The organism is Pseudomonas sp. NPDC090233, assembly GCF_044772285.1.
Lineage (GTDB): Bacteria > Pseudomonadota > Gammaproteobacteria > Pseudomonadales > Pseudomonadaceae > Aquipseudomonas.
This window is the reverse complement of sequence record NZ_JBIVYQ010000003.1, coordinates 574798-598095: the sequence shown is the minus strand read 5'-3', so window position 1 is coordinate 598095 and position 23298 is coordinate 574798. Positions and strand designations below refer to the sequence as shown.

The following is a 23298-nucleotide window of genomic DNA, read 5'->3' as shown; positions in this document are numbered from 1 at the left end:
AAGAGGAATGTTCGATGAGGCGTGTAAGCCTTGCCCGTTATTGCCTGGGAATCATGGCCCTGATGCTGGCGCTCGCCGCACCCGCTTGGTCGGCGCCCACGCCCGCGTCCACGCTTGCAGGTGGCGAACTTCCCGTGCTGGACGAAAATGCCAGCATCGAGCAGTTGAGCGATCGGCTCGATCAGATTCGTCAGGGGGTCACAAGCAACGCCAATGACGACCTGCTCTCGCAGCTGCGCATGGCGGCCGTTCAAGTGCAGCGCCAGGCCGATGCGTTGAGCGCGGTGCGCACGGCGGATGTGGAAAAACTCGATGACAAGCTCAAGGTCATCGGCCCGGTGCAACCGGACGAAGCCGCGAGCCTTACCCTGCAGCGCAAAGATCTCGAAGCACAGAAGAAGGCGGTGCTTGCCGAGCAGGACCAGGCCACCAAACTGACCCAGTCGGCCCGCGACCTGTCCACGCAGATCGTCAACCTGCGCCGCAGCCAGTTCAACTCGCAGGTCACCAGCCGCGCCGCCACCCCGTTGAGCCCGGCGTTCTGGCAATCGCTGATCCGCCCCACCGAAGACGACGTGATGCGCCTGCGCGACCTGCGCGGCGAGGCGGCCGACGCGGTGGCCAGTGCCTTCAGTGCCGAAAACCGCTGGTTCTTTATCAGCAGCCTGATCGCGGCAATCCTGGTCTGGACCCTCGTACGGCTGCTGTTCGAGCGCCTGCTCGCCGACGCGATGGTCCGCTGGTTGCCCGAGGGGCGCTTGCGCCGTAGCGCACTGGCCGTCAGTGTCAGCCTGGCCACCCTGGGCACCATCGCCGGTTCCGTGTCGCTGCTGCGCTGGGGCCTGGAGAGCAGTGCCGAGCTGGGTTCCGACATGGCCAGCCTGACCAACCACTTCCTCACGTTGGTGGTGTTCAGCGCCTTCATCACTGGCTTGGGCCGCGCCATGCTGATGCTCCAGCGTCCGTCCTGGCGCCTGCCGCCGATCCATGACGAAGTGGCCAGCGCACTGGGCTGGTTCCCCAAATTGCTGGCCCTGGCGCTGATGGTGATGCTGACCATGGAGCGCATCAACAGCGTGATCGGCACCAGCCTGGCGCTGACCGTGGCGACCAACGGCCTGACGGCGCTGGTGGTGGCGGCGATCTTCACGATAGCGATCGTCCGCTACCGCCGCACCCTGCGCGCCCATGAACTGGAACGCCCGACCGGCCTGGCCGGGCTGATCCCGTTCGTGATCTTCGTGTGGGTTGGCCTGATCGTGCTGACGCTGCTGGCCGGCTACCTGACCCTGGCCTACTTCCTCACTGCCAAGCTGCTGTGGATAAGTGTGGTCGCCACCTGCGCCTACCTGCTGACCACCTTTATCGGTGACCTCTTCGAAACGTTGCTGTCGCCGCGCCAACCCGGCGGTCTGGCGCTGGCCTCGACCTTGGGCCTGGCGCCACGCCATCAGGCCCAGGCCAGCACCATCCTGACCGGTATCGGTCGCACCGTGCTGCTGTTCCTGGCCGTGATGCTGGCGCTGATGCCGTCGGGCACCAGCCCGGGCGAGCTGCTGATGAGCCTGGGTGATTGGGACGGTACCGGAGGCAAGTTCCTCGGCAACCTGAACATCGTGCCGGGCGACATTCTGCTGGCCGTGGCGATGCTGTTCGGCGGCATGCTCGGCATCCGCGTGCTCAAGCGCTGGCTGAGCGAGCGGCTGCTGCCGGAGACCGACATGGACGCCGGCATGCGGGCTTCGCTGGTGACCCTGGTCGGTTACCTGGGCTTCCTGTTCCTGGCCATGCTGGTGATGTCGACGCTGCGCATCAACCTCACCAGCCTGACCTGGGTGGTCAGTGCGCTGTCGGTAGGTATCGGTTTCGGCTTGCAGCAGATCGTGCAGAACTTCATCTCCGGCCTGATCCTGCTCACTGAGCGCCCGGTCAAGGTGGGGGACTGGGTGAGTCTGGCCGGAGTCGAGGGTGATATTCGCCGGATCAACGTGCGCGCCACCGAGATCCAGATGTCCGACCGTTCCACGGTGATCGTGCCCAACTCGCAATTCATTTCGCAGAACGTGCGCAACGTGACGATGGGCAATGCCTTGGGCGTGGTAGGCATCACCTTGACCTTGCCGCTGGAGACCGATGCCAACCAGGTGCGCGATCTGCTGTTGGCGGCTTATCACGAGCATGAGGCGATTCTCGATGCGCCCGCCACTTCGGTGACCTTCAAGGACCTGACGGCCAGTGGCATGGTGATCAGTGTCAGCGGTTACGTGGCGGGGCCGCGGCAGGTGTCGGGGGCGCGCAGCGATCTGCTGTTCACCATTCTTGGCCGCTTGCGCGATGAAGGCATTGCCCTGTCTTCGCCGCAGAGCATGGTGCTGGTGCAGGAAGGTTCGCGCCCGGCTGACGAGCCCGCTTGAGGCTGGGGCCGCTGTGCGGCCCATTCGCGGGGCAAGCCCGCTCCCACGGGAACCCTATAGCCCTCAGGTCCAGCGCAAATTCTGTGGGAGCGGCTTTAGCCGCGAAGCGCCGCCCGCGCGGCGCTCGATCCCAAAGCAGCCAAAGATGTTATGGCAAGTTCACCCCAAGCACCGTGTCACATGCTTCACCGACAGATACCCCGACAACCCCCAGGGCCCAAGCTCACGCCCAATCCCGCTGCCCTTGGTCCCGCCCCACGACGTTTCGACAAACACCGCCTGCACCGAGTTGATCCACACATGCCCGACCTCCAGCGCATCGGCCACACGCTCGGCACGTTCAAGGTCGGCTGAGCAAACGGTGGCGACCAGGCCAAAGCGGCTATCGTTGGCTTCGGCAATCGCCTGCGCTTCGGTCGCGAACCGGCGCGCACACAGCACCGGCCCGAAGATCTCTTCCGTCCAAAGACGGCTGTTCACTGGCACATCGGCATACAACGTCGGGCTGACGAACCAACCGTCACAATCCAACGCCTTGCCACCGGCCAGGCACTGCAGGCCTTCTTCACGCGCCGTGGCAAAGTAGCCGGCCACCTTCAACCACTGCGCCTGGCTGGTCAGCGGGCCCATGTCCACTTCTTCGGTCAGCGGGTTACCCACGCGCAGCGTCTCCAAGGCCTGCTGCAGGCGCGGCAGCAGCGCATCGGCAATCCCGTCCTGCACCAGCAAACGCGAGGTGGCCGAGCACATCTGCCCGGCGTTCCAGCTGATGCCGGCGACGATCCACTCCACCGCCTGGTCCACATCACAGTCGTCGAACACCACGATCGCCGACTTGCCACCCAGCTCCAGCGTCACCGGCCGGCACTGCGCTGAAGCGCTGCGCATCACCTGGCTGCCCACGCTGTTGCTGCCGGTGAACGACAGCTTGTCCAGGCCGTTGTGGCTGCTGAGCGCCGCACCGGTTTCGGCCTTGCCGTTGACGATGTTCAGCACGCCGGCGGGCAGGCCCAGGGCATCGGCAATCTGCCCGTAGGCCTGCTCGATCAGCGGGGTGACTTCCGACGGTTTAAGTACCACGGTGCAGCCTGCGGCCAGGGCCGGGGCGAGTTTCCAGGCGCTGGTCACCAGCGGGAAGTTCCACGGCACGATCAGGCCGACCACACCCACCGGTTCCAGGCGGGTGCGCGACGTGAAGCCGGGAGCCGCCAGCGGCACGTCACGGTTTTTCGAAGGCAGCTGCTCGGCCAGTTCGGCGTAGTAACTGAAGGTGGCGATCGCGTCGTCGAGGTCGATTTCAGCCTCGTGACGCGGCTTGCCATTGTTGCGCATTTGCAGGGTGATCAACGCTTCACGGCGCTGCCCGAGTTGTTCGGCGAAACCGCGCAGGTAGGCCGCGCGCTCGCTGGCGCTGGTCTGTTTCCAAGCGGGCAGGGCTTCACGCGCCGCCGCCACAGCCTGGTCAACCTGGGCCACGCTGGCAGCCATCAGTTCGGCGAAGGGCACGCCCAATGCGGGGTCGTTGACGCTGATGCAGTCGCTGCCCTGGCCTTCGACCCAGCGGCCGGCGATGTAGTGTGAGGAGGTCATGGTCAGTATCCAGTCAGGCCATTTCGGCAGGGGTCAGTACTGGCGTGTGCGGGGTGCTTTTGCAGCGCACCCAGCGCGGGCCGTTGGGGCCATACACGCCAGCAGGTTCAGGGAACAGGTTGAGCAGCAGCAGGTACAACACGCCAGCCAGGCCCAAGGTGACCGGCAGGCTCAGGTCGATGCCGCCGGCCAGGTCGCCCAGCGGGCCGACGAACTGCCCCGGCAGATTGACGAAGCACAGGCCGACCACCGCGCTGGGGATCCACGCCCCCATGCCGCGCCAGTTCCAGCCATGCAGGAACCAATAGTGACCGCCGCGCTGACCACGGGTGAACACTTGCAGGTCGTCGGCGTGGTAGAAGCCGCGGCGGGTGATCAGGCCGAGAATCATGATCACCATCCACGGGCTGGTGCAGGTGATGATCAGCACGGCGAAGGTCGACACGCTCTGCACCAGGTTGAAGGTGAAACGGCCGATGAAGATGAAGGCAATCGCCAGCACGCCGATCAGCAGGGTGGCCCCGGCGCGGCTGAGCAGGCGCGGGAACACGCTGGACATGTCCAACCCCGTGCCATACAGCGCGGTGGTGCCGGTGGACATGCCGCCGATCACCGCAATCAGGCACACCGGCAGGAAGAACCAGCTCGGCGCCACGGCCAGCAGGCCGCCGACGTAGTTGTTGGCGGCGATGTAATCCGGCGCCTGGGTGGCGACCAGGGTGGCGGTGCACAGGCCGAACAGGAAGGGGATCAAGGTCGCGGCCTGGGCGGCGATCACCGCGAGCATGATGCGCGCCTTCGGCGTTTGCCGCGGGATGTACCGCGACCAGTCGCCGAGGAAGGCACCGAACGAAACCGGGTTGCTCATGGCTAGGATTGCCGCACCGACGAACGCCGCCCAGAAGCCGGCTTGGCCAAGGTTGACACTACCGGCGTAGCCCGCGTCGAACGGCCCGGCGAAGGCGACGATACCGAGCAGGAACAGCAGGCTCGACGCCCACACGGCGATCTTGTTCACCCACAGCATGAAGCGGAAGCCGAAGATGCACACCACCAGTACCAGGATGGCGAACAGGCCGTACGCCAGGCCCAGGGTCAGGTCCGTTTCCGGCAGCCCGACCAGGCGTTTGGCGCCGCCGACCAGGGCGTCGCCCGAGCTCCATACCGACAGCGAAAAGAACGCCACAGCCGTGAGCAACGACAGGAACGAGCCGACGATGCGCCCGTGCACGCCAAAGTGCGCGCCCGATGACACCGCGTTGTTGGTGCCGTTGAGTGCACCGAACAGGCCCATGGGGGCAAGGATCAGCGCGCCCACGCCGACCCCGAGCAGAATCGCCCAGACCCCGGCCTGGAACGACAGCCCGAACAATACTGGGAAGCTGCCCAGCACGGCGGTGGCGAAGGTGTTGGCACCGCCGAAGATCAGGCGGAACAGGTCCAGCGGGGCGGCGTCGCGTTGATCGTCAGGGATCTGTTCGACGCCATTGGTCTCGATACCGGTCGAGTGGCTCATGGTGATGCTCCAGCGCGGTTGTTGTAGGCCGGCGCGGTGCGCAGGCCCTCTTGTGGGTGCGATGGCAGGGCGGCAAGGCCGCGTAAGTCAGGATCAGGCTGCGGTGACGACCGACAGGTGTTCGTGGCAGGCCAGCCACTGATCGCCGTGGCGGCGGAACACGATGGTCTCGCGCTCGGCCAACTGGTGTTCTTCACCAGCGATACGGATGTGCGTGGCGACATCGTGCATGAAGATCGCCACCTCGCCCTGCAGGCTCACCTGCACATTGCTCGACACACAACCGAGCACGGCAAAGCCCTCGGCCTGCCACTGGGCCCAGAGGTCTTCATAGGCACGGCGTGACAGCAATGGTTGCGGCAGGGTGTGGAAGAGGAAGGTGGCGTCTTCGCTGAAACAGGCGAAGTAGCGGGCGGTGTCGTTGCTGGCGAAGGCTGCGACGAGGTCGGCGGCGGCTTGCCGTACCTGGAGTGTCTGGTCCACGGGAGAGGCCTCACGGTTATTGTGATTGTGGTGAAGCGATTCTGGTGGGGAGTGGCGGGGGGAAAAATCGCTGGGGGGAAATAATTAGTTCAGGAATTTGTGAACCAATGTTCCAGCCTGCTTTACCCGTTACATTGCAGTGGATAAGGTGAAGGCGATGGCGTGTGGTCTATGCGTGGAAATGCATGCCGCTAGCGAGGTCTCCAACTCCCAAGGAATTCAGGTAATGAGCAACTATGAGCCGCCGCTGACGGTAACGCCACGCATGCTGGCATTGGTGGCTGAAATCAGTGAGTACGTTGGGCAGTTGACTGCTTATCGGGACGACACGCTTACTCCTCAGCTACGCCGAGGCAACCGCATCAGGACCATTCAGGCGTCGCTGGCCATCGAGAACAACACGCTTTCCGTAGAGCAAGTGACGGCACTACTGGAAGGTAAGCGAGTACTGGGATTGCCGCGCGAAATTCAGGAAGTGCGGAACGCTTTTTCCGCCTACGATGCGATGCCGACTTGGCAGCCGGATCGTCAAACCGATTTGCTAACTGCTCATCGTCTATTGATGCAGGGGCTCATCGATGATGCAGGCCACTTCCGTCAAAGTGGCGTAGGTATCTATCGTGGGGCAAAGCTGTTGCATATGGCACCACCCGCGAGTCGAGTGCCCACGTTGGTGCACGATCTTCTGGAATGGCTAGCTCGGAGCGAGTGGCACCCGCTGATTGTCAGCTGCGTGTTCCATTATGAATTTGAGTTTATTCATCCGTTTGCAGATGGTAACGGGCGGATGGGCAGATTGTGGCAGACACTCTTGCTCAGCCGCTGGCGTGCAGTCATGGCGTTCATGCCGGTGGAAACGGTTATCCGTGAGCAGCAGGATGCGTACTACGCGGCCCTCGCTGCCGCTGATAAGGCAGCTGAAGCGACACCCTTTGCTGAATTCATGTTGGGTGCTCTGTTGCAAGCTTTGATTGAGGCCATCGCTTCCGATCAAGTAACCGATCAAGTAACCGATCAAGTAGCGAGTCTGTTGAGTATTCTTCCACCCGGTGTTGCCTTCAAAACCAGTGAGTTGATGCAGCGTCTAGGGCTGTCTCATAGACCCACGTTTAGCAAAAGTTATCTGAAGCCTGCATTGGCTGCAGGATTGATCGAAATGACTGAGCCGGCTTCACCTCGCAGTCCGACTCAACAGTATCGGCGAGTCCTGAACTGACGCGCTGCTGGCTTATATATACCGCGTCTCTTGAGGCACTGGCCGACTGACGGTCTCGTCCACCCCCCATCCTTGCCTACGCTGAAACTCCCTACCCGCGTAAGCAAGGAGATCTGTCATGGCCTTCCAATACAAGCGTCTGGACAAGAACAATGCCGCGGTCCTGCTGGTCGATCACCAGGCCGGCCTGCTGTCGCTGGTGCGTGACATTGACCCCGACCGCTTCAAGAACAACGTGCTGGCTCTCGCCGACCTGGCCAAGTACTTCAAGCTGCCGACCATCCTCACGACCAGTTTCGAAACCGGCCCCAACGGCCCGCTGGTGCCCGAACTCAAGGCGCAGTTCCCTGATGCCCCTTATGTTGCCCGCCCTGGCAACATCAACGCCTGGGACAACGAAGACTTCGTCAAGGCCGTGAAGGCGACCGGCAAGAAGCAGTTGCTGATCGCTGGCGTGGTCACTGAGGTGTGCGTGGCATTCCCGGCGCTGTCGGCACTGGAGGAGGGTTTCGAGGTGTTCGTGGTCACCGATGCTTCAGGCACCTTCAACGAACTGACCCGCGATTCGGCCTGGCGGCGCATGGAGGCCGCTGGCGCGCAGTTGATGACCTGGTTCGGCGTGGCCTGTGAGCTTCATCGTGACTGGCGCAACGATGTCGAAGGGTTGGGCACCTTGTTCTCCAACCACATTCCGGACTACCGCAACCTGATGACCAGCTACGACAAGCTGGCGAAGTAAAACCTCAGGGTTGGACCATACTGACTGTTCATTCGTGTTCAGGAGCGCGTCATGGCCAAGTCGTCCAGAAAACAAGACCTGCAAGTACCTGCGGAGAAACTGGGCGGCAAGGCCTACGAAAAGTCGCTCAAGCACCTGCATGTCGAGCTGGTGAAACTGCAGGAATGGGTGGTGGCGAAGGGCCTGAAGGTGTGCATCGTGTTCGAGGGCCGAGATGGTGCCGGCAAAGGTGGCACCATCAAGGCCATCACCGAGCGGGTCAGCCCGCGGGTGTTCCGTGTGGTGGCACTGCCGGCGCCGACCGAGCGGGAAAAGACCCAGATGTACGCCCAGCGTTACCTCAACCACCTGCCGGCCGCTGGTGAAGTGGTGATCTTCGACCGCAGTTGGTACAACCGCGCCGGTGTCGAGCGGGTGATGGGCTTCTGCACGGACGAACAGGCCAGCAAGTTCCTCACGGTGGTGCCGTTGCTGGAAAAGTTGATGGTCGAGTCGGGGATCATCTTGATCAAGTACTGGCTGGAGGTCAGCGCCGAAGAACAGACCCGTCGTCTGCAGGACCGCATCAACGATGGCCGCAAGCTGTGGAAGCTGTCGCCCATGGATCTCAAGTCTTACACCCGCTGGGACGATTACACACGCGCCCGCGACGAAATGTTCACCGCTTCGGATTCGTCCTGGGCGCCCTGGTTCCTTGCGCACTCCAACGACAAGCGCCGCGCCCGGCTGAACATCATCAGCCACTTGCTGACGCGGGTGCCGTACAAGGACATCACCCGTGACGAAGTGGTGAAGTTGCCCAAGCGCGGCAAGATCGGCAAGTACAAGGCGGTGGCGTATCCCTTCAAAGTGGTGGAAGAGCGGTTTTGATCTTCAAAATGGCATGTCAGCCGTAGGATCTTTCCTAACCTGAAACCAAATGCTTCAGTTCAAGTTAGCTTGGGAATTATCCTACGCGCGCCGCTGCCGTTTCTCTGTTGTCGATGATGAGCATCAGGGCTAATTTCCTCGGGTCGTCAGGGTTTGACGATCGGGTGTGAGAGCCCGCTGCATTCAAGAGTAACCGTCATGGTAGCTGTGCGCGGGCAGGCCCCGTGCCTGGCCGGTTTTCGCTCTTGTTTGGCCGGTCTCTCACCCCGCGTACAGCTGCCACCTAATCCTGTGAGAGGGAGCAGGACAGCTTCTGCCATCAAACGAGAGAAAGTCATGAAGAAGATTGTTCCTGATCCGCCCAAATCCAAATCCCATTCGTTCTACACAATTAACCAAGACATGCCATCACCCGAGGCATTGCTCTTTGTCATTCAGCTATTGCGTGGCATTGAAGACACCCTCGATGAATACATCTGCGGCAATGTCGGTGAGCCGGGTATCGGCATGTTGGTCAATTCTGTGCACAACGTGCAGATGGGTCGTGCGTTGGCCGAATTGGTGCTGACGCGGGAGTCCGGGGAAATCACCTGGCATTGAGGCAAGTGCTGCATGACCCCCGTGGGAGCGGCTTTAGCCGCGAAGCAAACGACGCGGTGAATGGCACCGGCTTCGCCGGTGTTCGCGGCTGAAGCCGCTCCCACAGGTTCGTGCTAAGCCTCGGATTGAGGTTCCGGAATCAAAGAATGCGGTCTGGAGCCGCCAGTGCAGTAAACAGCCAAGCCGACGGCCATCAATGTCAGCAGTGCACCCGCCCACGGTGTCGAACTCAATGCCCCATGACCTATCACCCATCCGCCGATACCCGTCCCCACAGCAACTCCAACGTGCATTGCTGAAAGGTTCAGGCTCATCCCCGCCTGCACGCTATCCGGCCCACGTGTGGCTAGATAGCTTTGTATCACCGGGGAAATCATCCAGCTGATGCATCCCCAGGCCATCATCAGTGGCAAGAACAGCCACGCTGCCGCACCGCCCCAGGCAACGCCCAGCAGTGTAGCGAGGTAGAGCAGGGGTGTGATCATGATTGCCCGACGTGCGCCCAGCCGATCAGCGAGCCAGCCACCAAGGTATCCACCCGCAACTCCCGCAATACCAAAGGCGGCAAAGATCAACGGCAGCCACTGTTCGGGAATTCGCGCGACGTGCTGCGCGTAAGGCGCCAGATAAGCGAACACTGTGAAATGCCCTGCGATCATGAGGACTGAAATCAGCTGCGCACTGACCAGCCGTCGGTCCCGCAGATGGTTCAGATAGCTAGCGGGCGTGATGCGCTCTCCGCCCTGCAGTTGCGGCAGGGCGTGCCAGGCGGTGAACAAAACGGCTGTGGCCAGTAATACCAACCCCAGGAACACCCCACGCCAGCCAAGCGCGTCGTTCAGCAGCATCCCTAGCGGTACACCCAATACCAGCGAGCCACTGATGCCCATGAAAATCACACCAATGGCGCGGCCGCGCAGCGCTGGTGCCACCATGCGTGTGGCCATCAGGGTGCAGATCAGGCAGGTCAGCGCGCTCGTCGCGGCCATGCCGATGCGGGCAGCCAGCAACACCGTATAGCCAGGTGCCAGGGCGGCAATCAGGTTGAACAGTGCAAACAGCGCTAGCGCCATGCACAGCAGCGTGCGCAATGGAAAACGGCGAGTGAGCAGGGAACAGAAGGGTGCCGCAATGGCAAACCCGAGTGAGAATGCGGTCGTCAGTTGCCCGGCGATGCCGAGCGGTACGTTCAACCCTTGGGCCAGCGTCGGCAGGATGCCGACCGTGATGTTTTCCGCCATGCCCGTGACGAAGGTCGCCAGGGCCAGAAGCCAAATACGCGCGTTCATGTTGCCTCCGAAACGCAGGCCGGTCGTGGTCCGGACCTGTGGGCCCCGACGGTTGACCGGCATAGGTCAGACCATCGGGTTTCGAGGCAGCGCTTCGGTTATCCCGCTTGAATCAGGAAGGGATTATAGGCCTTTGAGGGGTTTTGAAAACAGCGGCGCCCCGCGAAGGGAGCGCCGCCGTATACCGCCGTTATACGTTGAAGCGGAAGTGCATCACATCGCCGTCTTTAACGATGTAATCCTTGCCTTCCAAACGCCACTTGCCGGCTTCCTTGGCACCGCTTTCACCCTTGAACTGGATGAAGTCGTCATAGGCCACCACTTCAGCGCGGATGAAGCCTTTTTCGAAATCGGTGTGGATCACGCCAGCGGCCTGCGGCGCGGTGGCGCCGACGCGCACGGTCCAGGCGCGGACTTCCTGCACGCCGGCAGTGAAGTAGGTCTGCAGGTTGAGCAGCTCGTAACCGGCGCGGATCACGCGGTTCAGGCCTGGCTCTTCCAGGCCCAGGGCCTCGAGGAACATGTCCTTCTCTTCACCGTCGTCGAGCTCGGCGATTTCAGCTTCGATCTTGTTGCACACCGGCACGACGACCGCGCCTTCTTCCTCGGCGATGGCCTTGACCACGTTCAGGTGCGGGTTGTTGTCGAAACCGTCTTCAGCGACGTTGGCGATGTACATCACCGGCTTGCTGGTCAGCAGGTGGAAGCCACGGATGACGGCTTTTTCGTCGTCAGCCATGTTCTTCATCAGGCTGCGCGCAGGCTTGCCTTCGGTGAAGTGCGGGATCAGTTTTTCCAGGATGGCCTTTTGCGCCAGGGCTTCCTTGTCGCCGCCCTTGGCGTTGCGGGCGACCTTCTGCAGTTGCTTCTCGCAGCTGTCGAGGTCGGCGAAGATCAGTTCGAGGTCGATGATCTCGATGTCGCGCTTGGGGTCGACGCTGTTGGAAACGTGGATCACGTTTTCGTCTTCGAAGCAGCGCACCACGTGGGCGATGGCGTCGGTTTCGCGGATGTTGGCCAGGAACTTGTTGCCCAGGCCTTCACCTTTCGAGGCGCCAGCCACCAGGCCTGCGATGTCGACGAATTCCATCGTGGTCGGCAGGATGCGGTTAGGCTTGACGATCTCCGCCAGTGCAGCCAGGCGCGCGTCGGGCATCGGCACGATGCCGCTGTTCGGCTCGATGGTGCAGAAAGGGAAGTTCTCCGCCGCGATGCCAGACTTGGTCAGGGCGTTGAACAGGGTGGACTTGCCGACGTTGGGCAGGCCGACGATGCCGCAATTGAAACCCATGGGTATTCCCCTCTCTAGGAAATCAGGCCTTCTGGCTGTGCAGCTCGCGCATCGCCTTGGCGAAGTCGCCGGCAAGCACGTCCGGCAGCACGCCGAGGGCAAAATCGATGCTGGCGTCGAGCTTCTCCTGCTCGGCGCGCGGCGCGCGACCCAGGACGAAGTTGGAGACCAGTTTGGCGTCACCCGGGTGGCCGATGCCAAGCCGCAGGCGGTGGAAGTCGTTCTGGTTGCCGAGCTGCGCGATGATGTCGCGCAAGCCGTTGTGCCCACCATGGCCGCCGCCGCGCTTGAGCTTGGCAACGCCCGGAGGCAGGTCGAGTTCGTCATGCGCCACCAGGATCGCTTCCGGCTTGATGCGGAAGAAATTGGCCAAGGCCGCCACGGACTGGCCGCTACGGTTCATGTAAGTGGTGGGGATGAGCAGACGAACGTCGTTGCCCTGATGGCTGAATTTAGCCGTCAGGCCGAAATATTTTTTGTCAGCAGTCAGCGAAACGCGCTGGGCGCTGGCAATGCGTTCAACGAAAAGAGCCCCTGCGTTATGCCGGGTCTGTTCGTATTCGGGGCCGGGGTTACCCAGGCCGACGATCAACTGGATGGCGGTCACGTAGGGGCTCTTCCTTGGAGTTGGTGGGTTACGGTGCGCGGCACTGTAACCCGATCAACACCGGCGCGCGAGTGGATTACTCAGCGGCGCCTTCTTCAGCTTCTGGAGCAACGCGTGGCGCGTGAACGTTGGCAACAGCTTTGTCATCACCGTGGGCCAGAGCGACGAACTCTACGCCTTTCGGAGCTTTCAGGTCCGACAGGTGGATGATGGTGCCGATTTCGGCGTTGCCCAGGTCGACTTCGATGAACTCAGGCAGGTCTTTGGCTTCGCAGGAAACTTCGATCTGCGATTCAACGTGCGAGATCTCACCGCCTTTCTTGACCGGTGCTTCTTCGTTGATGAAGTGCACTGGAACGACAGCGGTCAGCTTCTGGCCAGCAACGACGCGAACGAAGTCGGCGTGCATGATGAAGCCTTTGGCTGGGTGACGCTGCATGGCCTTGACCACGACGTTTTGCTTGGCGCCGTCGACGTTCAGTTCGATCACGTGGCTGAAGGCAGCTTCGTTTTCGAACAGTTTGGCGATTTCCTTGGCCACGATGGTCAGGGATTGTGCTTCTTTATCGCCACCGTATACAACGGCAGGGATGCTGGCGGAGTGACGCAGGCGGCGGCTCGCACCTTTCCCCAGGTCAGTACGCGCTTGGGCGTTCAGAATGAAATCAGTCATTTTGTTTCTCCAAAATAGCCTCCCGAGGGCGTTTGCGACCAGCGCCAACGGGGATGGCAAAAAAGCCCCGCCCCAACACATGTTGGGGCGGGGCGCTTCACATCAATACGCGTTCCGCTTAGCGGAACATCGCACTGATCGATTCTTCATTGCTGATGCGGCGTACCGCTTCAGCGACAACCGGTGCGATATCCAACTGACGGATACGGTCACAGGCCTGAGCAGCGGCGGACAGCGGAACGGTGTTGGTCACCACCAGCTCGTCCAGTACCGACTTCTCGATGTTCTCGATCGCACGGCCCGACAGGACAGGGTGCGTGCAGTAGGCGTAAACCTTTGCCGCGCCGTGTTCTTTCAGAGCCTTGGCCGCGTGGCACAGGGTGCCGGCGGTATCGACCATGTCGTCTACCAGGATGCAAGTGCGCCCTTCGACGTCGCCGATGATGTGCATCACTTCGGAGTGGTTGGCCTTTTCACGGCGTTTGTCGATGATACCCAGGTCGACGCCCAGGGACTTGGCGACGGCACGTGCGCGCACGACACCACCGATGTCCGGGGAGACGATCATCAGGTTCTCGAAACGCTGGTCTTCGATATCGTCGACCAGTACGGGCGAGCCGTAGATGTTGTCGACCGGGATATCGAAGAAACCCTGGATCTGGTCAGCGTGCAGGTCGACGGTGAGTACACGGTCGATACCTACGACAGTGAGCATGTCAGCGACGACTTTGGCGCTGATGGCTACACGTGCCGAACGCGGACGGCGGTCCTGGCGGGCGTATCCGAAATAAGGAATCACGGCGGTGATTCGGGAGGCTGAGGAGCGGCGGAAGGCGTCGGCCATCACTACCAGTTCCATCAGGTTATCGTTGGTCGGGGCACAAGTCGGCTGAATAATGAAGACGTCTTTACCGCGAACGTTTTCATTGATCTCAGTGCTGATCTCGCCGTCGGAGAACTTACCGACAGAGACGTCACCGAGAGGGATATGCAGCTGACGTACGACACGCCGAGCCAGATCGGGGTTAGCGTTCCCCGTAAAGACCATCATCTTGGACACGCGCAGTACCTGGAGGCTGAGGGTATACCTGGATGAGTATAAGGAAAATGGCAGGGGCGGCTGGATTCGAACCAACGCATGGCAGGATCAAAACCTGCTGCCTTACCGCTTGGCGACGCCCCTGTATCTGTTGCTGCGAGCGCTAGGCACTCGACTTCTTGACCAGACTTTGCAGCTTGCGATGCAACATCGAAACATTGCTTCCTTTCGCCACAAACCCTGTTTGGGTCGCTGAAAGAAGGGCCAGAACTTTATCAGCTTCGGCTTTGTTTGGGAAGGCCCCAAACACACAACTTCCAGTTCCGGTTAGCCGAGCTTCAGTGAATTTGCCTAGAGAATTCAGCGCGTTGCGAACTTCTGGGTAACTCTGCTCAACCACCCGTTGGCAGTCATTTCGACTGTTTCCCTCGGGAACGGGGCGCATCTTAAGGGGGAGGGAATCACGTGTCAACTGTGGATGTGAAAAAATTTCTACTGTGCTGACAGACACTTGCGGCACCAGCACGACATACCAGGGTTCGGCCGGGTCGACCGGGGTCAGTTGTTCGCCAACGCCCTGGGCGAACGCCGCATGACCGCGAACGAACACCGGCACGTCGGCACCCAGTGTCAGGCCCAGCGCGGCCAGGCGATCTTCGTCCCAGTCCAGTTGCCACAGGTGCGCCAGCGCCAGCAGCGTGGTGGCGGCATCCGAACTGCCGCCGCCGATGCCGCCGCCCATGGGCAGCACCTTGGTCAGCCAGATATCGGCACCAAGCGCGGTGCCGGACTGTTCCTGCAGCTTGCGCGCGGCGCGCACGATCAGGTTGCTGTCGTGGGGCACTGCGGCGATTTCGGTGTGCAGGCGGATTACTCCGTCTTCACGCAGGGCGAAGGTCAATTCATCGCCGTGGTCGAGGAACTGGAACACTGTTTCCAGCTCGTGGTAACCGTCGGGGCGGCGGCCAATGATGTGTAGCCACAGGTTGAGCTTGGCCGGGGCGGGCAGGGTGAGCTTTTGCATCGGTCAGTGGCCCAGCTGGCGTGGCTGCCAGTCCTTGACCACCAGGGTCACGTCGAGGTCCTTGCCGTGCAGCTTCAAGCGCTCGGGCAGCCAGTAACCGTTTTGCTCGGTGTAGCTCAGGTACTGCACCTGCCAGCCATCCTGATCGAGGCTGGCCAGGCGGCTATCGCCGTCGAGAGTCAGCTTGCTCTTGCTGTCGGGGGCGGGCAGGCCGCGCACCCACCAGACCAGGTGCGACACCGGCAATTGCCAGCCCAGCTGTTCTTCCAGCAGGGATTCAGGGCTGCTGGCTTCGTAACGGCCCTGGTTGGCCACTTCCAGCACCACGCCGCCGGGGCGGCCGGTCAGGCGAGCGGCGCCGCGGCCCAGTGGCCCGGCCAGGCGGATGTCGTAATAGTCCTGGCGCTGCAGCCAGAACAGTGTGCCGCTGCCGGAATCGCGCGGGGCGCGAATGCCGACCTTGCCGTTGATCTGCCAGCCATCGAGGCTGCTCAACTGCTCTTTATGGGCGCGCCACTGCTGCGGGTCGCCGTGGCCCTGCAGGGCCTCGCGGCTACCAAAGCCGGCACAGCCGGCCAGCAGGGCGATCAGGGTGAAGGTGATGCAATGGCGCAGGAACATGGCGTTAAAGGGTCTCGGATCCGGTCAGGCGCAGGACGGTCTTGCGCAGGATAGGGCTGTCGGGCTGGGTCTCGAAGGCCTTGGCCCAGACCTGGCGGGCTTCGCGGCGCTTGCCGTTGGCCCACAGGACTTCACCCAGGTGGGCGGCCACTTCATGGTCGGGGAAGCGCTGCAGGGCCTGGCGCAGGTAGGTTTCGGCTTCTTCCAGGTTGCCCAGGCGGTAGGCGACCCAGCCTTTGCTGTCGAGAATCGCCGGGTCGTCCGGGGTCAGCTGGTAGGCCTTGTCGATCAGTGCCTTGGCTTCGGTGTAGCGGGTGGTGCGGTCGGCCAGGGTGTAACCCAGGGCGTTCAGGGCCATGGAGTTTTCCGGCTCGCGGGCGATGATGGCGCGCAGGTCTTTTTCCATCTGCGGCAGGTCATCGCGTTTTTCCGCCAGCATGGCGCGGGTGTAGAGCAGGTTGAGGTCATCCGGGTAGCGTTGGATGGCCTGCTGCAGCACCTGGTTGGCCTGGGCGTCCTTATTGTTGTTGCTGTAGCTTTCCGATTCGATCAGGTACAGCTGGATGGCGATATCCGGCTGCGCTTCGCGGGCCTCGGCGAGCATGCGCGACGCTTCGGTGCCGCGGCCGTTGGCGATGAGGATATCGGCCTGGCGCAACTGCGCTGGCAGGTAGTCGGGGCCTGGGCCGACCAGTGCGTACTCGCGCAGGGCGCCGGCCGGGTCGTGGCGCTCTTCGGCGATACGGCCGAGGTTGAGGTGCGCGGCGTCGACATTGCTGTCGCGCTCGATCAGCTCGCGCAGGTAGCTTTCAGCCTCGTCCCAGTCCTTGTTCTCCAGGCATACCAAGGCCAGGGAGTAACGCAGTTCGTCGTCGTCGGGGTATTGCTGGAGCAGGCTGATGAACTCGCTTTTGGCATCGGCGATACGGTCCTGTTCGACCAGGGTACGCGCGTAGGTCAGGCGCAGGCGCTTGTCGTCCGGGTTGTCGCGGATGGCCCCACGCAGCAGCGGCAAGGCTTCCGGGCCACGGTCCAAGGCCTGGAGCAAGCGAGCGCGGAGCAGGATCGGGGCGATCTCGCCGTTTTGCGCCGGGTGTGCTTCGAGCAGCTCAAGCGCTTCTTCAGCCTTGCCGTCCTGGTTCAACAGCAACGCCTTGCCGAACACCAACTGGCTGTTGTCCGGGTACTTGACCAGCAGCCGGTCGAAGCTCTGCATCAGGCCGTCGCGCGTGCTCTGGTCGGTTTCGGCCGCCGACAAGGCGAGGAAGTCGAAGTGCGTGTCACCCTGGCCCTGCAGTACCTTTTCCATGTAGGCCATGGAGTCGTCATAGCGGCCGGCACGCGCCAGTTGAATGGCGGCGGCACGCTGGGCGTCGAGGTTCTGTGGGTCGTTGCGCGCCCAGATCAGCGCGCTGTCCAGGGCCGGCTCGTCGGCGCCGAGGTATTCGGCAATGCGGTAGGCGCGCTCGGATACACCCGGGTCCTGGGTTTTCTCGGCCTGGTCGGCGTAATTGGCCAGGGCGATGTCGAAGCGGTTGCGCTGGCCAGCCAGCTCGGCCACCAGCAGGCTGTACAGCGTGTCCTGCTTGAACGACCCATACACCACGGGCTTCTCGGCCTCAGCCTTGGCGGCATCGGCAACGGGAGACTCGGCCTTTTGCGGGGCCAGGCTCTGGCAGCCCTGGAGCAGGGCGAAAGCAAGCAGCAGTGCGTAGGGTCTGTTCATATAAAGAGGCTTAGAGAGGCTTACCGGCGGTCGGAGCATGATGACACAAGCGCGGAGGCAAACCCACACGCGAAGGTCGCGCTTTACAGTGATGGTCTTGGTATATAGGGACAATAGCGAACGGTGGTTGTTCTAAAACCTGCGAAAGAGGACAATTATCGGCTTCCCGTCACAACCAGCGACCTTGCATGGCCTTTCTTGCACTTGGTATCAACCATAAGACTGCCTCGGTAGACGTACGCGAGCGCGTGGCGTTTACCCCAGAGCAGCTGGTCGACGCCCTGCAGCAGCTCTGCCGACTGACCGCCAGCCGTGAAGCGGCGATCCTGTCGACCTGCAACCGTAGCGAGCTTTATATAGAGCAGGACCACCTGTCCGCCGAAGCAGTCCTGCAGTGGCTGGCCGATTATCACCGGTTGAGCCTCGACGAACTGCGCGCCAGTGCCTACGTCCACGAAGAGCACGACGCTGTCAGGCACATGATGCGGGTAGCATCGGGCCTGGACTCGTTGGTGCTGGGCGAGCCGCAGATTCTCGGCCAGATGAAATCGGCCTATGCCGTCGCGCGTGAGGCCGGCACCGTCGGCCCGCTGCTCGGGCGCCTGTTCCAGGCCACTTTCAGCGCCGCCAAGCAAGTGCGTACCGACACCGCGATCGGCGAAAACCCGGTGTCGGTGGCGTTCGCCGCCGTCAGCCTGGCCCGGCAGATCTTCAGCGACCTGGGCCGCAGCCAGGCGCTGCTGATTGGCGCCGGTGAAACCATCACCCTGGTTGCCCGCCATTTGCATGAGCAAGGCGTGCGCCGCATCGTCGTGGCCAACCGCACCCTGGAGCGGGCCAGCCTGCTGGCCGAACAGTTCGGCGCGCATGCCGTGCTGCTGGCCGACATTCCGCAGGAGCTGGCCAACAGCGACATCGTCATCAGTTCCACCGCCAGCCAACTGCCGATCCTCGGCAAGGGCGCGGTGGAGAGCGCGCTGAAGCAGCGCCGACACAAGCCGATCTTCATGGTCGACATCGCCGTGCCGCGCGACATCGAGCCGGAAGTCGGTGAACTGGACGACGTCTACCTGTACACCGTCGACGACCTGCACGAAGTGGTCGCGGAAAACCTCAAGAGCCGCCAGGGCGCGGCCCAGGCGGCCGAGGAGCTGGTCTCGGTCGGCGCCGAGGACTTCATGGTGCGCCTGCGCGAGCTGGCCGCGGTGGATGTGCTGCGCGCCTATCGCCAGCAAAGCGAGCGCTTGCGCGACGAAGAATTGCAAAAGGCCCAGCGTCTGCTGGCCAACGGCGGCAACCCCGAAGATGTGCTGGCCCAATTGGCCCGGGGGCTGACCAACAAACTCCTGCATGCGCCCAGCGTGCAGTTGAAAAAGCTCTCGGCCGAGGGCCGCCTCGATGCGCTGGCCATGGCCCAGGAACTCTTTGCCCTCAACGAGGGCTCGACGGACAAATCCCTGCAATGAAAGCGTCGCTGCTGAACAAACTGGACACGCTCCAGGACCGCTTCGAGGAACTCACCGCTTTGCTGGGTGATGTCGAAGTCATTTCCGACCAAACCCGTTTTCGCGCCTATTCCCGTGAATATGCCGAAGTCGAGCCGGTGATCGCTGCCTATCAGAACTGGCGCAAGGTGCAGGACGACCTCGAAGGCGCCCAGGCGCTGCTCAAGGACGCCGACCCCGACCTGCGCGAAATGGCCGTGGAGGAAGTGCGCGAAGCCAAGGACCAGCTGGTTGGCCTGGAGTCGCAGCTGCAGCGCATGCTGCTGCCCAAGGACCCCAACGACGGGCGCAACGTGTTCCTGGAAATCCGCGCCGGCACCGGTGGTGACGAAGCGGCGATTTTCTCCGGCGACCTGTTCCGCATGTATTCGCGCTATGCCGAGCGGCGTGGCTGGCGCCTGGAGATTCTTTCCGAGAACGAAGGCGAGCACGGCGGCTATAAAGAGATCATTGCCCGCGTCGAAGGCGACAGCGTGTACGGCAAGCTCAAGTTCGAGTCTGGCGCGCACCGCGTGCAGCGTGTGCCGGAGACCGAGTCGCAGGGCCGTATCCACACCTCGGCGTGTACCGTGGCGGTATTGCCCGAGCCCGACGAGCAGGTGGCGATCGAAATCAACCCGGCCGACCTGCGCGTGGACACCTACCGCGCCTCCGGTGCCGGTGGTCAGCACGTCAACAAGACCGATTCGGCAATCCGCATCACCCACTTGCCCACCGGCATCGTGGTCGAGTGCCAGGAAGAGCGTTCGCAGCACAAGAACCGCGCCCGCGCCATGTCCTGGCTGTCGGCCAAGCTCAACGACATGCAGACCAGCGCCGCGCAGAACGCCATCGCCAGCGAGCGCAAGCTGCTGGTGGGGTCGGGCGACCGCTCCGAGCGCATCCGCACCTATAACTATCCACAGGGGCGGGTCACCGATCACCGCATCAACCTGACCCTGTACTCCCTCGACGATATCCTCGCCGGTGGCGTCGATGCCGTGATCGAACCTCTGCTGGCCGAGTACCAGGCCGACCAACTGGCGGCCCTGGGGGACTGATGACCATCATTGCCAGCTTGCTGCGCAACGCGCAGTTGCCTGATTCACCCAGCGAACGCCTGGACGCCGAACTGCTGCTGGCGGCGGCCATTGGCAAGTCGCGCAGCTACCTGCACACCTGGCCCGAGCGTATCGTCAGCAGCGAACACGCCGAGATCTACGCCAGCTATCTGCAGCGTCGCCGTGCCGGCGAGCCGGTTGCCTATATCCTTGGCCAGCAAGGCTTCTGGAAGATTGATCTGGAAGTGGCGCCGCACACCTTGATTCCGCGTCCGGACACCGAGCTGTTGGTCGAGACCGCACTTGAGTTGCAACCGGCAACACCGGCCAAGGTACTCGACCTGGGCACCGGCACGGGCGCCATCGCCCTGGCCCTGGCCAGCGATCGCCCGGGCTGGCAGGTTACTGCAGTGGATCGCGTCGATGAGGCCGTGGCCCTGGCCGAGCGTAATCGCCAGCGCCTGGGCCTGGGCAACGTCAAGGTGCTCGCCAGCCACTGGTTCAGCAGCCTGGCCGGCGGGCGCTTCGATCTGATTCTCAGCAACCCGCCTTACATCGCCGCCGAAGACCCGCACCTGATAGAAGGTGACGTGCGCTTCGAGCCCAGCAGCGCCCTGGTGGCCGGTGCCGATGGCCTGGATGACCTGCGGCTGATCATCAGCCAGGCGCCGCAGCATTTGCTGGCGGGTGGCTGGCTGCTGCTGGAACATGGCTATGACCAGGCGCCTGCGGTGCGCGAGCTGCTTGCCGCGCAGGGCTTCATTGAGGTGGCCAGCCGCAAGGACCTGGGCGGCCATGAACGTATTTCCCTGGGGCGCTTGCCATGCTGACCGATCAGGAACTGTTGCGTTACAGCCGGCAGATTCTGCTGGCTCAGGTGGATATCGACGGCCAATTGCGCCTCAAGCAGAGCAAGGCGCTGATCGTCGGCCTGGGTGGCCTGGGTTCGCCGGTGGCCTTGTACCTGGCGGCTGCGGGAGTGGGTGAGCTGCATTTGGCGGACTTCGACACCGTCGACCTGACCAACCTGCAACGCCAGGTCATCCATGACAGCAGTAGCGTCGGCATGAGCAAGGTGGACTCGGCGCTGCAGCGGCTGGAGGCCATCAACCCTGAGGTCACGCTGGTCGCCCATCGTCAGGCGCTGGACGAAGATTCGCTGGCTGCAGCCGTAGCGGCTGTTGACCTGGTGCTGGACTGCTCCGATAACTTCGGCACCCGTGAAGCCGTCAATGCCGCCTGTTTCGCCCACGGCAAGCCGCTGGTCAGCGGTGCGGCGATTCGGCTTGAAGGGCAACTGTCGGTGTTCGACCCTCGGCGCGACAACAGCCCTTGCTACCACTGCCTGTACGGCCACGGCAGCGAAGCCGAGCTGACCTGCAGCGAAGCGGGGGTAATCGGCCCGCTGGTGGGGCTGGTCGGTAGCCTGCAGGCGTTGGAGGCGATGAAGCTTCTGGCCGGTTTCGGTGAGCCGCTGGTAGGTCGCTTGCTGCTGATCGATGCCCTCGGCACGCGCCTGCGTGAGTTGCGGGTCAAGCGGGACCCAGCCTGCGCCGTGTGCGGCAAACGCGATGGCTGAGCGCTCGGCGCCGGTCGGCGTGATGGATTCGGGAGTTGGCGGTTTGTCGGTGCTTGCCGAGATCCAGCACTTGCTGCCGAACGAGTCGCTGCTGTATGTCGCTGATTGCGGCCACGTTCCGTATGGCGAAAAGACCCCGGACTTTATCCGCCAGCGGTGCCGACGCATTGCCGAATTCTTCCAGGCGCAAGGCGCCAAGGCCATGGTTCTGGCGTGCAATACCGCGACAGTGGCGGCTGTTGCCGACCTGCGCGAGCTTTACCCCGACTGGCCGCTGGTCGGCATGGAGCCGGCCGTCAAGCCAGCGGCCGCAGCCACGCGTTCCGGCGTGGTCGGTGTACTTGCCACCACCGGCACCTTGCAGAGCGCCAAGTTCGCGGCCTTGCTCGACCGCTTCGCCAACGATGTGCGCGTGGTCACCCAGCCTTGCCCCGGGCTGGTCGAGCTGATCGAGACGGGTGACTTGGCTAGCGTGCGATTGCGCCAGCTGTTGCTGGGCTACGTGCAACCCCTCCTGGCCGCAGGCTGCGACACGCTGATCCTGGGCTGCACCCATTACCCCTTCCTGCGCCCGCTGCTGGCGGAAATGGTACCCGCCGATGTGGCCATTATCGATACGGGCGCGGCGGTGGCGCGGCAACTGCAGCGCTTGCTGGCCGCCCGTGATCTGCTGGCCGCAGGGCCGGCACGTGACACTGCCTTCTGGAGCAGTGCGGATCCGCAATCTTTGAGAAGTATCCTACCTGTGCTGTGGAAGCAGTCTGGCGATGTGCACAGCTTTCAGTTGTAAAAAAAACGTGAAAACAGCTGAACTATCGTCCCATTCTTGATTTCTATCGCTTTGCCTGGCTTGAGGCGAAGACTAACAACATAGGAAAGAAGGATGTTTCTCATGAGGAAACTGCTTGGCTTGGCGGCGGCTGCCGTCGTTACCCTGGGGCAATTCACGGCGGCGCAAGCTGCGGACGTTTCACTGTCGGTGGGCCAGACCGGTGATTCAACCATGGTTTATCGCCTGGGGCTGCAGTCGAACTGGGATGCGAGTTGGTGGCAAACCAGCGTGGGTCGACTGACCGGCTATTGGGATGGAGCCTACACCTATTGGGACGGTGACGAGACGGCCAGTAACCATAGCCTGTCGTTTGCGCCGGTTTTTGTTTACGAGTTCGCTGGGGAGTCGGTGAAACCGTATATCGAAGCCGGTATCGGTGTGGCTGCGTTTTCGCGCACAGAGCTTGAGAGCAACGATCTGGGCTCGTCGTTCCAGTTCGAGGACCGCATCGGCTTTGGTTTGCGCTTTGCGGGCGGGCATGAGATTGGTGTGCGGGCCATCCACTATTCCAATGCGGGCATCAAGCAGCCCAACGATGGCGTGGAAAGCTACAGCCTGCATTACCGCATGGCGCTTTGATTCATGCAGTGCCGGCCTCTTCGCGGGGCGATCCGGCTTGCCCCGCGAAGAGGCCGGCACTGCAA

Annotated in this window: 22 protein-coding genes and 1 tRNA gene; 11 read left to right on the top strand and 12 right to left on the bottom strand. The window is 62.5% G+C overall.

What is annotated here, in order from left to right:
* The first annotated feature begins 14 nt into the window (after positions 1–14).
* The gene (locus tag ACIQUF_RS10840) at positions 15–2414 is read left to right on the top strand and encodes a DUF3772 domain-containing protein (protein WP_403131273.1); all 2400 of its coding nucleotides are present in this window, start codon (positions 15–17) and stop codon (positions 2412–2414) included.
* A 159-nt stretch (positions 2415–2573) separates the two neighbouring features.
* Here the strand turns inward: ACIQUF_RS10840 and ACIQUF_RS10835 are convergent, their stop codons facing one another.
* The 3 genes from ACIQUF_RS10835 to ACIQUF_RS10825 all read right to left on the bottom strand — a co-directional run bounded on the left by ACIQUF_RS10835 (position 2574) and on the right by ACIQUF_RS10825 (position 6003).
* The gene (locus ACIQUF_RS10835; protein WP_403131271.1) at positions 2574–4004 is read right to left on the bottom strand and encodes an aldehyde dehydrogenase family protein; all 1431 of its coding nucleotides are present in this window, start codon (positions 4002–4004) and stop codon (positions 2574–2576) included.
* A gap of 13 nt (positions 4005–4017) precedes the next feature.
* Positions 4018–5520, bottom strand: a complete 1503-nt coding sequence (locus ACIQUF_RS10830; protein WP_403131270.1) for a purine-cytosine permease family protein — start codon at positions 5518–5520, stop codon at positions 4018–4020.
* Positions 5521–5613: 93 nt separating this feature from the next.
* Positions 5614–6003 (bottom strand): YybH family protein, encoded by a 390-nt coding sequence (locus tag ACIQUF_RS10825; RefSeq protein WP_403131269.1) that lies wholly within the window; start codon positions 6001–6003, stop codon positions 5614–5616.
* A 226-nt stretch (positions 6004–6229) separates the two neighbouring features.
* Here ACIQUF_RS10825 and ACIQUF_RS10820 point away from each other — a divergent pair, with 226 nt between their 5' ends.
* The 4 genes from ACIQUF_RS10820 to ACIQUF_RS10805 all read left to right on the top strand — a co-directional run bounded on the left by ACIQUF_RS10820 (position 6230) and on the right by ACIQUF_RS10805 (position 9428).
* Entirely contained in the window at positions 6230–7219 is a 990-nt protein-coding gene (locus ACIQUF_RS10820) for a Fic family protein (protein WP_403131268.1), read from the top strand.
* Positions 7220–7337: 118 nt separating this feature from the next.
* Positions 7338–7958 carry an isochorismate family cysteine hydrolase YcaC gene (gene ycaC, locus ACIQUF_RS10815; protein ID WP_403131267.1) on the top strand — a complete coding sequence of 207 codons (621 nt, stop codon included), beginning with the start codon at positions 7338–7340 and terminating at the stop codon, positions 7956–7958.
* 51 nt (positions 7959–8009) lie between these two features.
* Positions 8010–8828 carry a polyphosphate kinase 2 gene (ppk2, locus tag ACIQUF_RS10810; RefSeq protein ID WP_403131265.1) on the top strand — a complete coding sequence of 273 codons (819 nt, stop codon included), beginning with the start codon at positions 8010–8012 and terminating at the stop codon, positions 8826–8828.
* A 336-nt stretch (positions 8829–9164) separates the two neighbouring features.
* Positions 9165–9428, top strand: a complete 264-nt coding sequence (locus ACIQUF_RS10805; RefSeq protein WP_403131264.1) for a hypothetical protein — start codon at positions 9165–9167, stop codon at positions 9426–9428.
* A 113-nt stretch (positions 9429–9541) separates the two neighbouring features.
* Here ACIQUF_RS10805 and ACIQUF_RS10800 read toward each other — a convergent pair whose 3' ends face one another.
* The 9 genes from ACIQUF_RS10800 to ACIQUF_RS10760 form a co-directional block, all read right to left on the bottom strand.
* The gene (locus tag ACIQUF_RS10800; protein ID WP_403131263.1) at positions 9542–10717 is read right to left on the bottom strand and encodes an MFS transporter; all 1176 of its coding nucleotides are present in this window, start codon (positions 10715–10717) and stop codon (positions 9542–9544) included.
* 190 nt (positions 10718–10907) lie between these two features.
* Positions 10908–12008, bottom strand: coding sequence for a redox-regulated ATPase YchF (ychF, locus tag ACIQUF_RS10795; RefSeq protein ID WP_403131262.1), 1101 nt, complete (start codon positions 12006–12008; stop codon positions 10908–10910).
* A gap of 22 nt (positions 12009–12030) precedes the next feature.
* Positions 12031–12615: an aminoacyl-tRNA hydrolase gene (pth, locus tag ACIQUF_RS10790; protein ID WP_012270476.1), complete on the bottom strand. Its 585-nt coding sequence runs from the start codon at positions 12613–12615 to the stop codon at positions 12031–12033.
* A gap of 76 nt (positions 12616–12691) precedes the next feature.
* A complete protein-coding gene (locus tag ACIQUF_RS10785) occupies positions 12692–13288 on the bottom strand; it encodes a 50S ribosomal protein L25/general stress protein Ctc (RefSeq protein WP_403131260.1) in 597 nt (198 codons plus the stop codon).
* 118 nt (positions 13289–13406) lie between these two features.
* Entirely contained in the window at positions 13407–14348 is a 942-nt protein-coding gene (locus ACIQUF_RS10780; protein ID WP_003247410.1) for a ribose-phosphate pyrophosphokinase, read from the bottom strand.
* A gap of 48 nt (positions 14349–14396) precedes the next feature.
* Positions 14397–14471: transfer RNA gene (locus ACIQUF_RS10775), tRNA-Gln, on the bottom strand.
* 19 nt (positions 14472–14490) lie between these two features.
* A complete protein-coding gene (ispE, locus tag ACIQUF_RS10770; protein ID WP_403131257.1) occupies positions 14491–15351 on the bottom strand; it encodes a 4-(cytidine 5'-diphospho)-2-C-methyl-D-erythritol kinase in 861 nt (286 codons plus the stop codon).
* Positions 15352–15354: 3 nt separating this feature from the next.
* Positions 15355–15972 carry a lipoprotein insertase outer membrane protein LolB gene (lolB, locus tag ACIQUF_RS10765; RefSeq protein ID WP_400797829.1) on the bottom strand — a complete coding sequence of 206 codons (618 nt, stop codon included), beginning with the start codon at positions 15970–15972 and terminating at the stop codon, positions 15355–15357.
* Positions 15973–15976: 4 nt separating this feature from the next.
* On the bottom strand, positions 15977–17698 hold the full coding sequence (locus ACIQUF_RS10760) for a tetratricopeptide repeat protein (protein WP_403131255.1): 1722 nt from the start codon (positions 17696–17698) through the stop codon (positions 15977–15979).
* Positions 17699–17886: 188 nt separating this feature from the next.
* Here ACIQUF_RS10760 and hemA point away from each other — a divergent pair, with 188 nt between their 5' ends.
* From hemA to ACIQUF_RS10730, 6 genes are all read left to right on the top strand, one after another.
* The gene (gene hemA / locus ACIQUF_RS10755; RefSeq protein WP_403131253.1) at positions 17887–19164 is read left to right on the top strand and encodes a glutamyl-tRNA reductase; all 1278 of its coding nucleotides are present in this window, start codon (positions 17887–17889) and stop codon (positions 19162–19164) included.
* Positions 19161–20243, top strand: a complete 1083-nt coding sequence (prfA, locus tag ACIQUF_RS10750; RefSeq protein WP_403131251.1) for a peptide chain release factor 1 — start codon at positions 19161–19163, stop codon at positions 20241–20243. Before hemA ends, prfA begins: the two co-directional genes overlap by 4 nt.
* The gene (prmC, locus tag ACIQUF_RS10745; RefSeq protein WP_403131249.1) at positions 20243–21073 is read left to right on the top strand and encodes a peptide chain release factor N(5)-glutamine methyltransferase; all 831 of its coding nucleotides are present in this window, start codon (positions 20243–20245) and stop codon (positions 21071–21073) included. Before prfA ends, prmC begins: the two co-directional genes overlap by 1 nt.
* The gene (locus tag ACIQUF_RS10740) at positions 21067–21822 is read left to right on the top strand and encodes a molybdopterin-synthase adenylyltransferase MoeB (protein ID WP_403131247.1); all 756 of its coding nucleotides are present in this window, start codon (positions 21067–21069) and stop codon (positions 21820–21822) included. Before prmC ends, ACIQUF_RS10740 begins: the two co-directional genes overlap by 7 nt.
* Positions 21815–22612, top strand: coding sequence for a glutamate racemase (gene murI, locus ACIQUF_RS10735; protein WP_403131245.1), 798 nt, complete (start codon positions 21815–21817; stop codon positions 22610–22612). Before ACIQUF_RS10740 ends, murI begins: the two co-directional genes overlap by 8 nt.
* 102 nt (positions 22613–22714) lie before the next feature.
* Entirely contained in the window at positions 22715–23233 is a 519-nt protein-coding gene (locus tag ACIQUF_RS10730; RefSeq protein ID WP_403131244.1) for an acyloxyacyl hydrolase, read from the top strand.
* The last annotated feature ends 65 nt before the right edge of the window (positions 23234–23298 follow it).

What these genes read in the sequence shown, in the direction of transcription:
- ACIQUF_RS10840 (WP_403131273.1), top strand. Translation starts at nt 15, where the DNA reads ATGAGGCGTGTAAGCCTTGCCCGTTATTGCCTGGGAATCATGGCCCTG.
- ACIQUF_RS10835 (WP_403131271.1), bottom strand. Translation starts at nt 4,004, where the DNA reads ATGACCTCCTCACACTACATCGCCGGCCGCTGGGTCGAAGGCCAGGGC.
- ACIQUF_RS10830 (WP_403131270.1), bottom strand. Translation starts at nt 5,520, where the DNA reads ATGAGCCACTCGACCGGTATCGAGACCAATGGCGTCGAACAGATCCCT.
- ACIQUF_RS10820 (WP_403131268.1), top strand. Translation starts at nt 6,230, where the DNA reads ATGAGCAACTATGAGCCGCCGCTGACGGTAACGCCACGCATGCTGGCA.
- ycaC (WP_403131267.1), top strand. Translation starts at nt 7,338, where the DNA reads ATGGCCTTCCAATACAAGCGTCTGGACAAGAACAATGCCGCGGTCCTG.
- ppk2 (WP_403131265.1), top strand. Translation starts at nt 8,010, where the DNA reads ATGGCCAAGTCGTCCAGAAAACAAGACCTGCAAGTACCTGCGGAGAAA.
- ACIQUF_RS10805 (WP_403131264.1), top strand. Translation starts at nt 9,165, where the DNA reads ATGAAGAAGATTGTTCCTGATCCGCCCAAATCCAAATCCCATTCGTTC.
- ACIQUF_RS10800 (WP_403131263.1), bottom strand. Translation starts at nt 10,717, where the DNA reads ATGAACGCGCGTATTTGGCTTCTGGCCCTGGCGACCTTCGTCACGGGC.
- ychF (WP_403131262.1), bottom strand. Translation starts at nt 12,008, where the DNA reads ATGGGTTTCAATTGCGGCATCGTCGGCCTGCCCAACGTCGGCAAGTCC.
- ACIQUF_RS10785 (WP_403131260.1), bottom strand. Translation starts at nt 13,288, where the DNA reads ATGACTGATTTCATTCTGAACGCCCAAGCGCGTACTGACCTGGGGAAA.
- ispE (WP_403131257.1), bottom strand. Translation starts at nt 15,351, where the DNA reads ATGCAAAAGCTCACCCTGCCCGCCCCGGCCAAGCTCAACCTGTGGCTA.
- lolB (WP_400797829.1), bottom strand. Translation starts at nt 15,972, where the DNA reads ATGTTCCTGCGCCATTGCATCACCTTCACCCTGATCGCCCTGCTGGCC.
- ACIQUF_RS10760 (WP_403131255.1), bottom strand. Translation starts at nt 17,698, where the DNA reads ATGAACAGACCCTACGCACTGCTGCTTGCTTTCGCCCTGCTCCAGGGC.
- hemA (WP_403131253.1), top strand. Translation starts at nt 17,887, where the DNA reads ATGGCCTTTCTTGCACTTGGTATCAACCATAAGACTGCCTCGGTAGAC.
- prfA (WP_403131251.1), top strand. Translation starts at nt 19,161, where the DNA reads ATGAAAGCGTCGCTGCTGAACAAACTGGACACGCTCCAGGACCGCTTC.
- prmC (WP_403131249.1), top strand. Translation starts at nt 20,243, where the DNA reads ATGACCATCATTGCCAGCTTGCTGCGCAACGCGCAGTTGCCTGATTCA.
- ACIQUF_RS10740 (WP_403131247.1), top strand. Translation starts at nt 21,067, where the DNA reads ATGCTGACCGATCAGGAACTGTTGCGTTACAGCCGGCAGATTCTGCTG.
- murI (WP_403131245.1), top strand. Translation starts at nt 21,815, where the DNA reads ATGGCTGAGCGCTCGGCGCCGGTCGGCGTGATGGATTCGGGAGTTGGC.
- ACIQUF_RS10730 (WP_403131244.1), top strand. Translation starts at nt 22,715, where the DNA reads ATGAGGAAACTGCTTGGCTTGGCGGCGGCTGCCGTCGTTACCCTGGGG.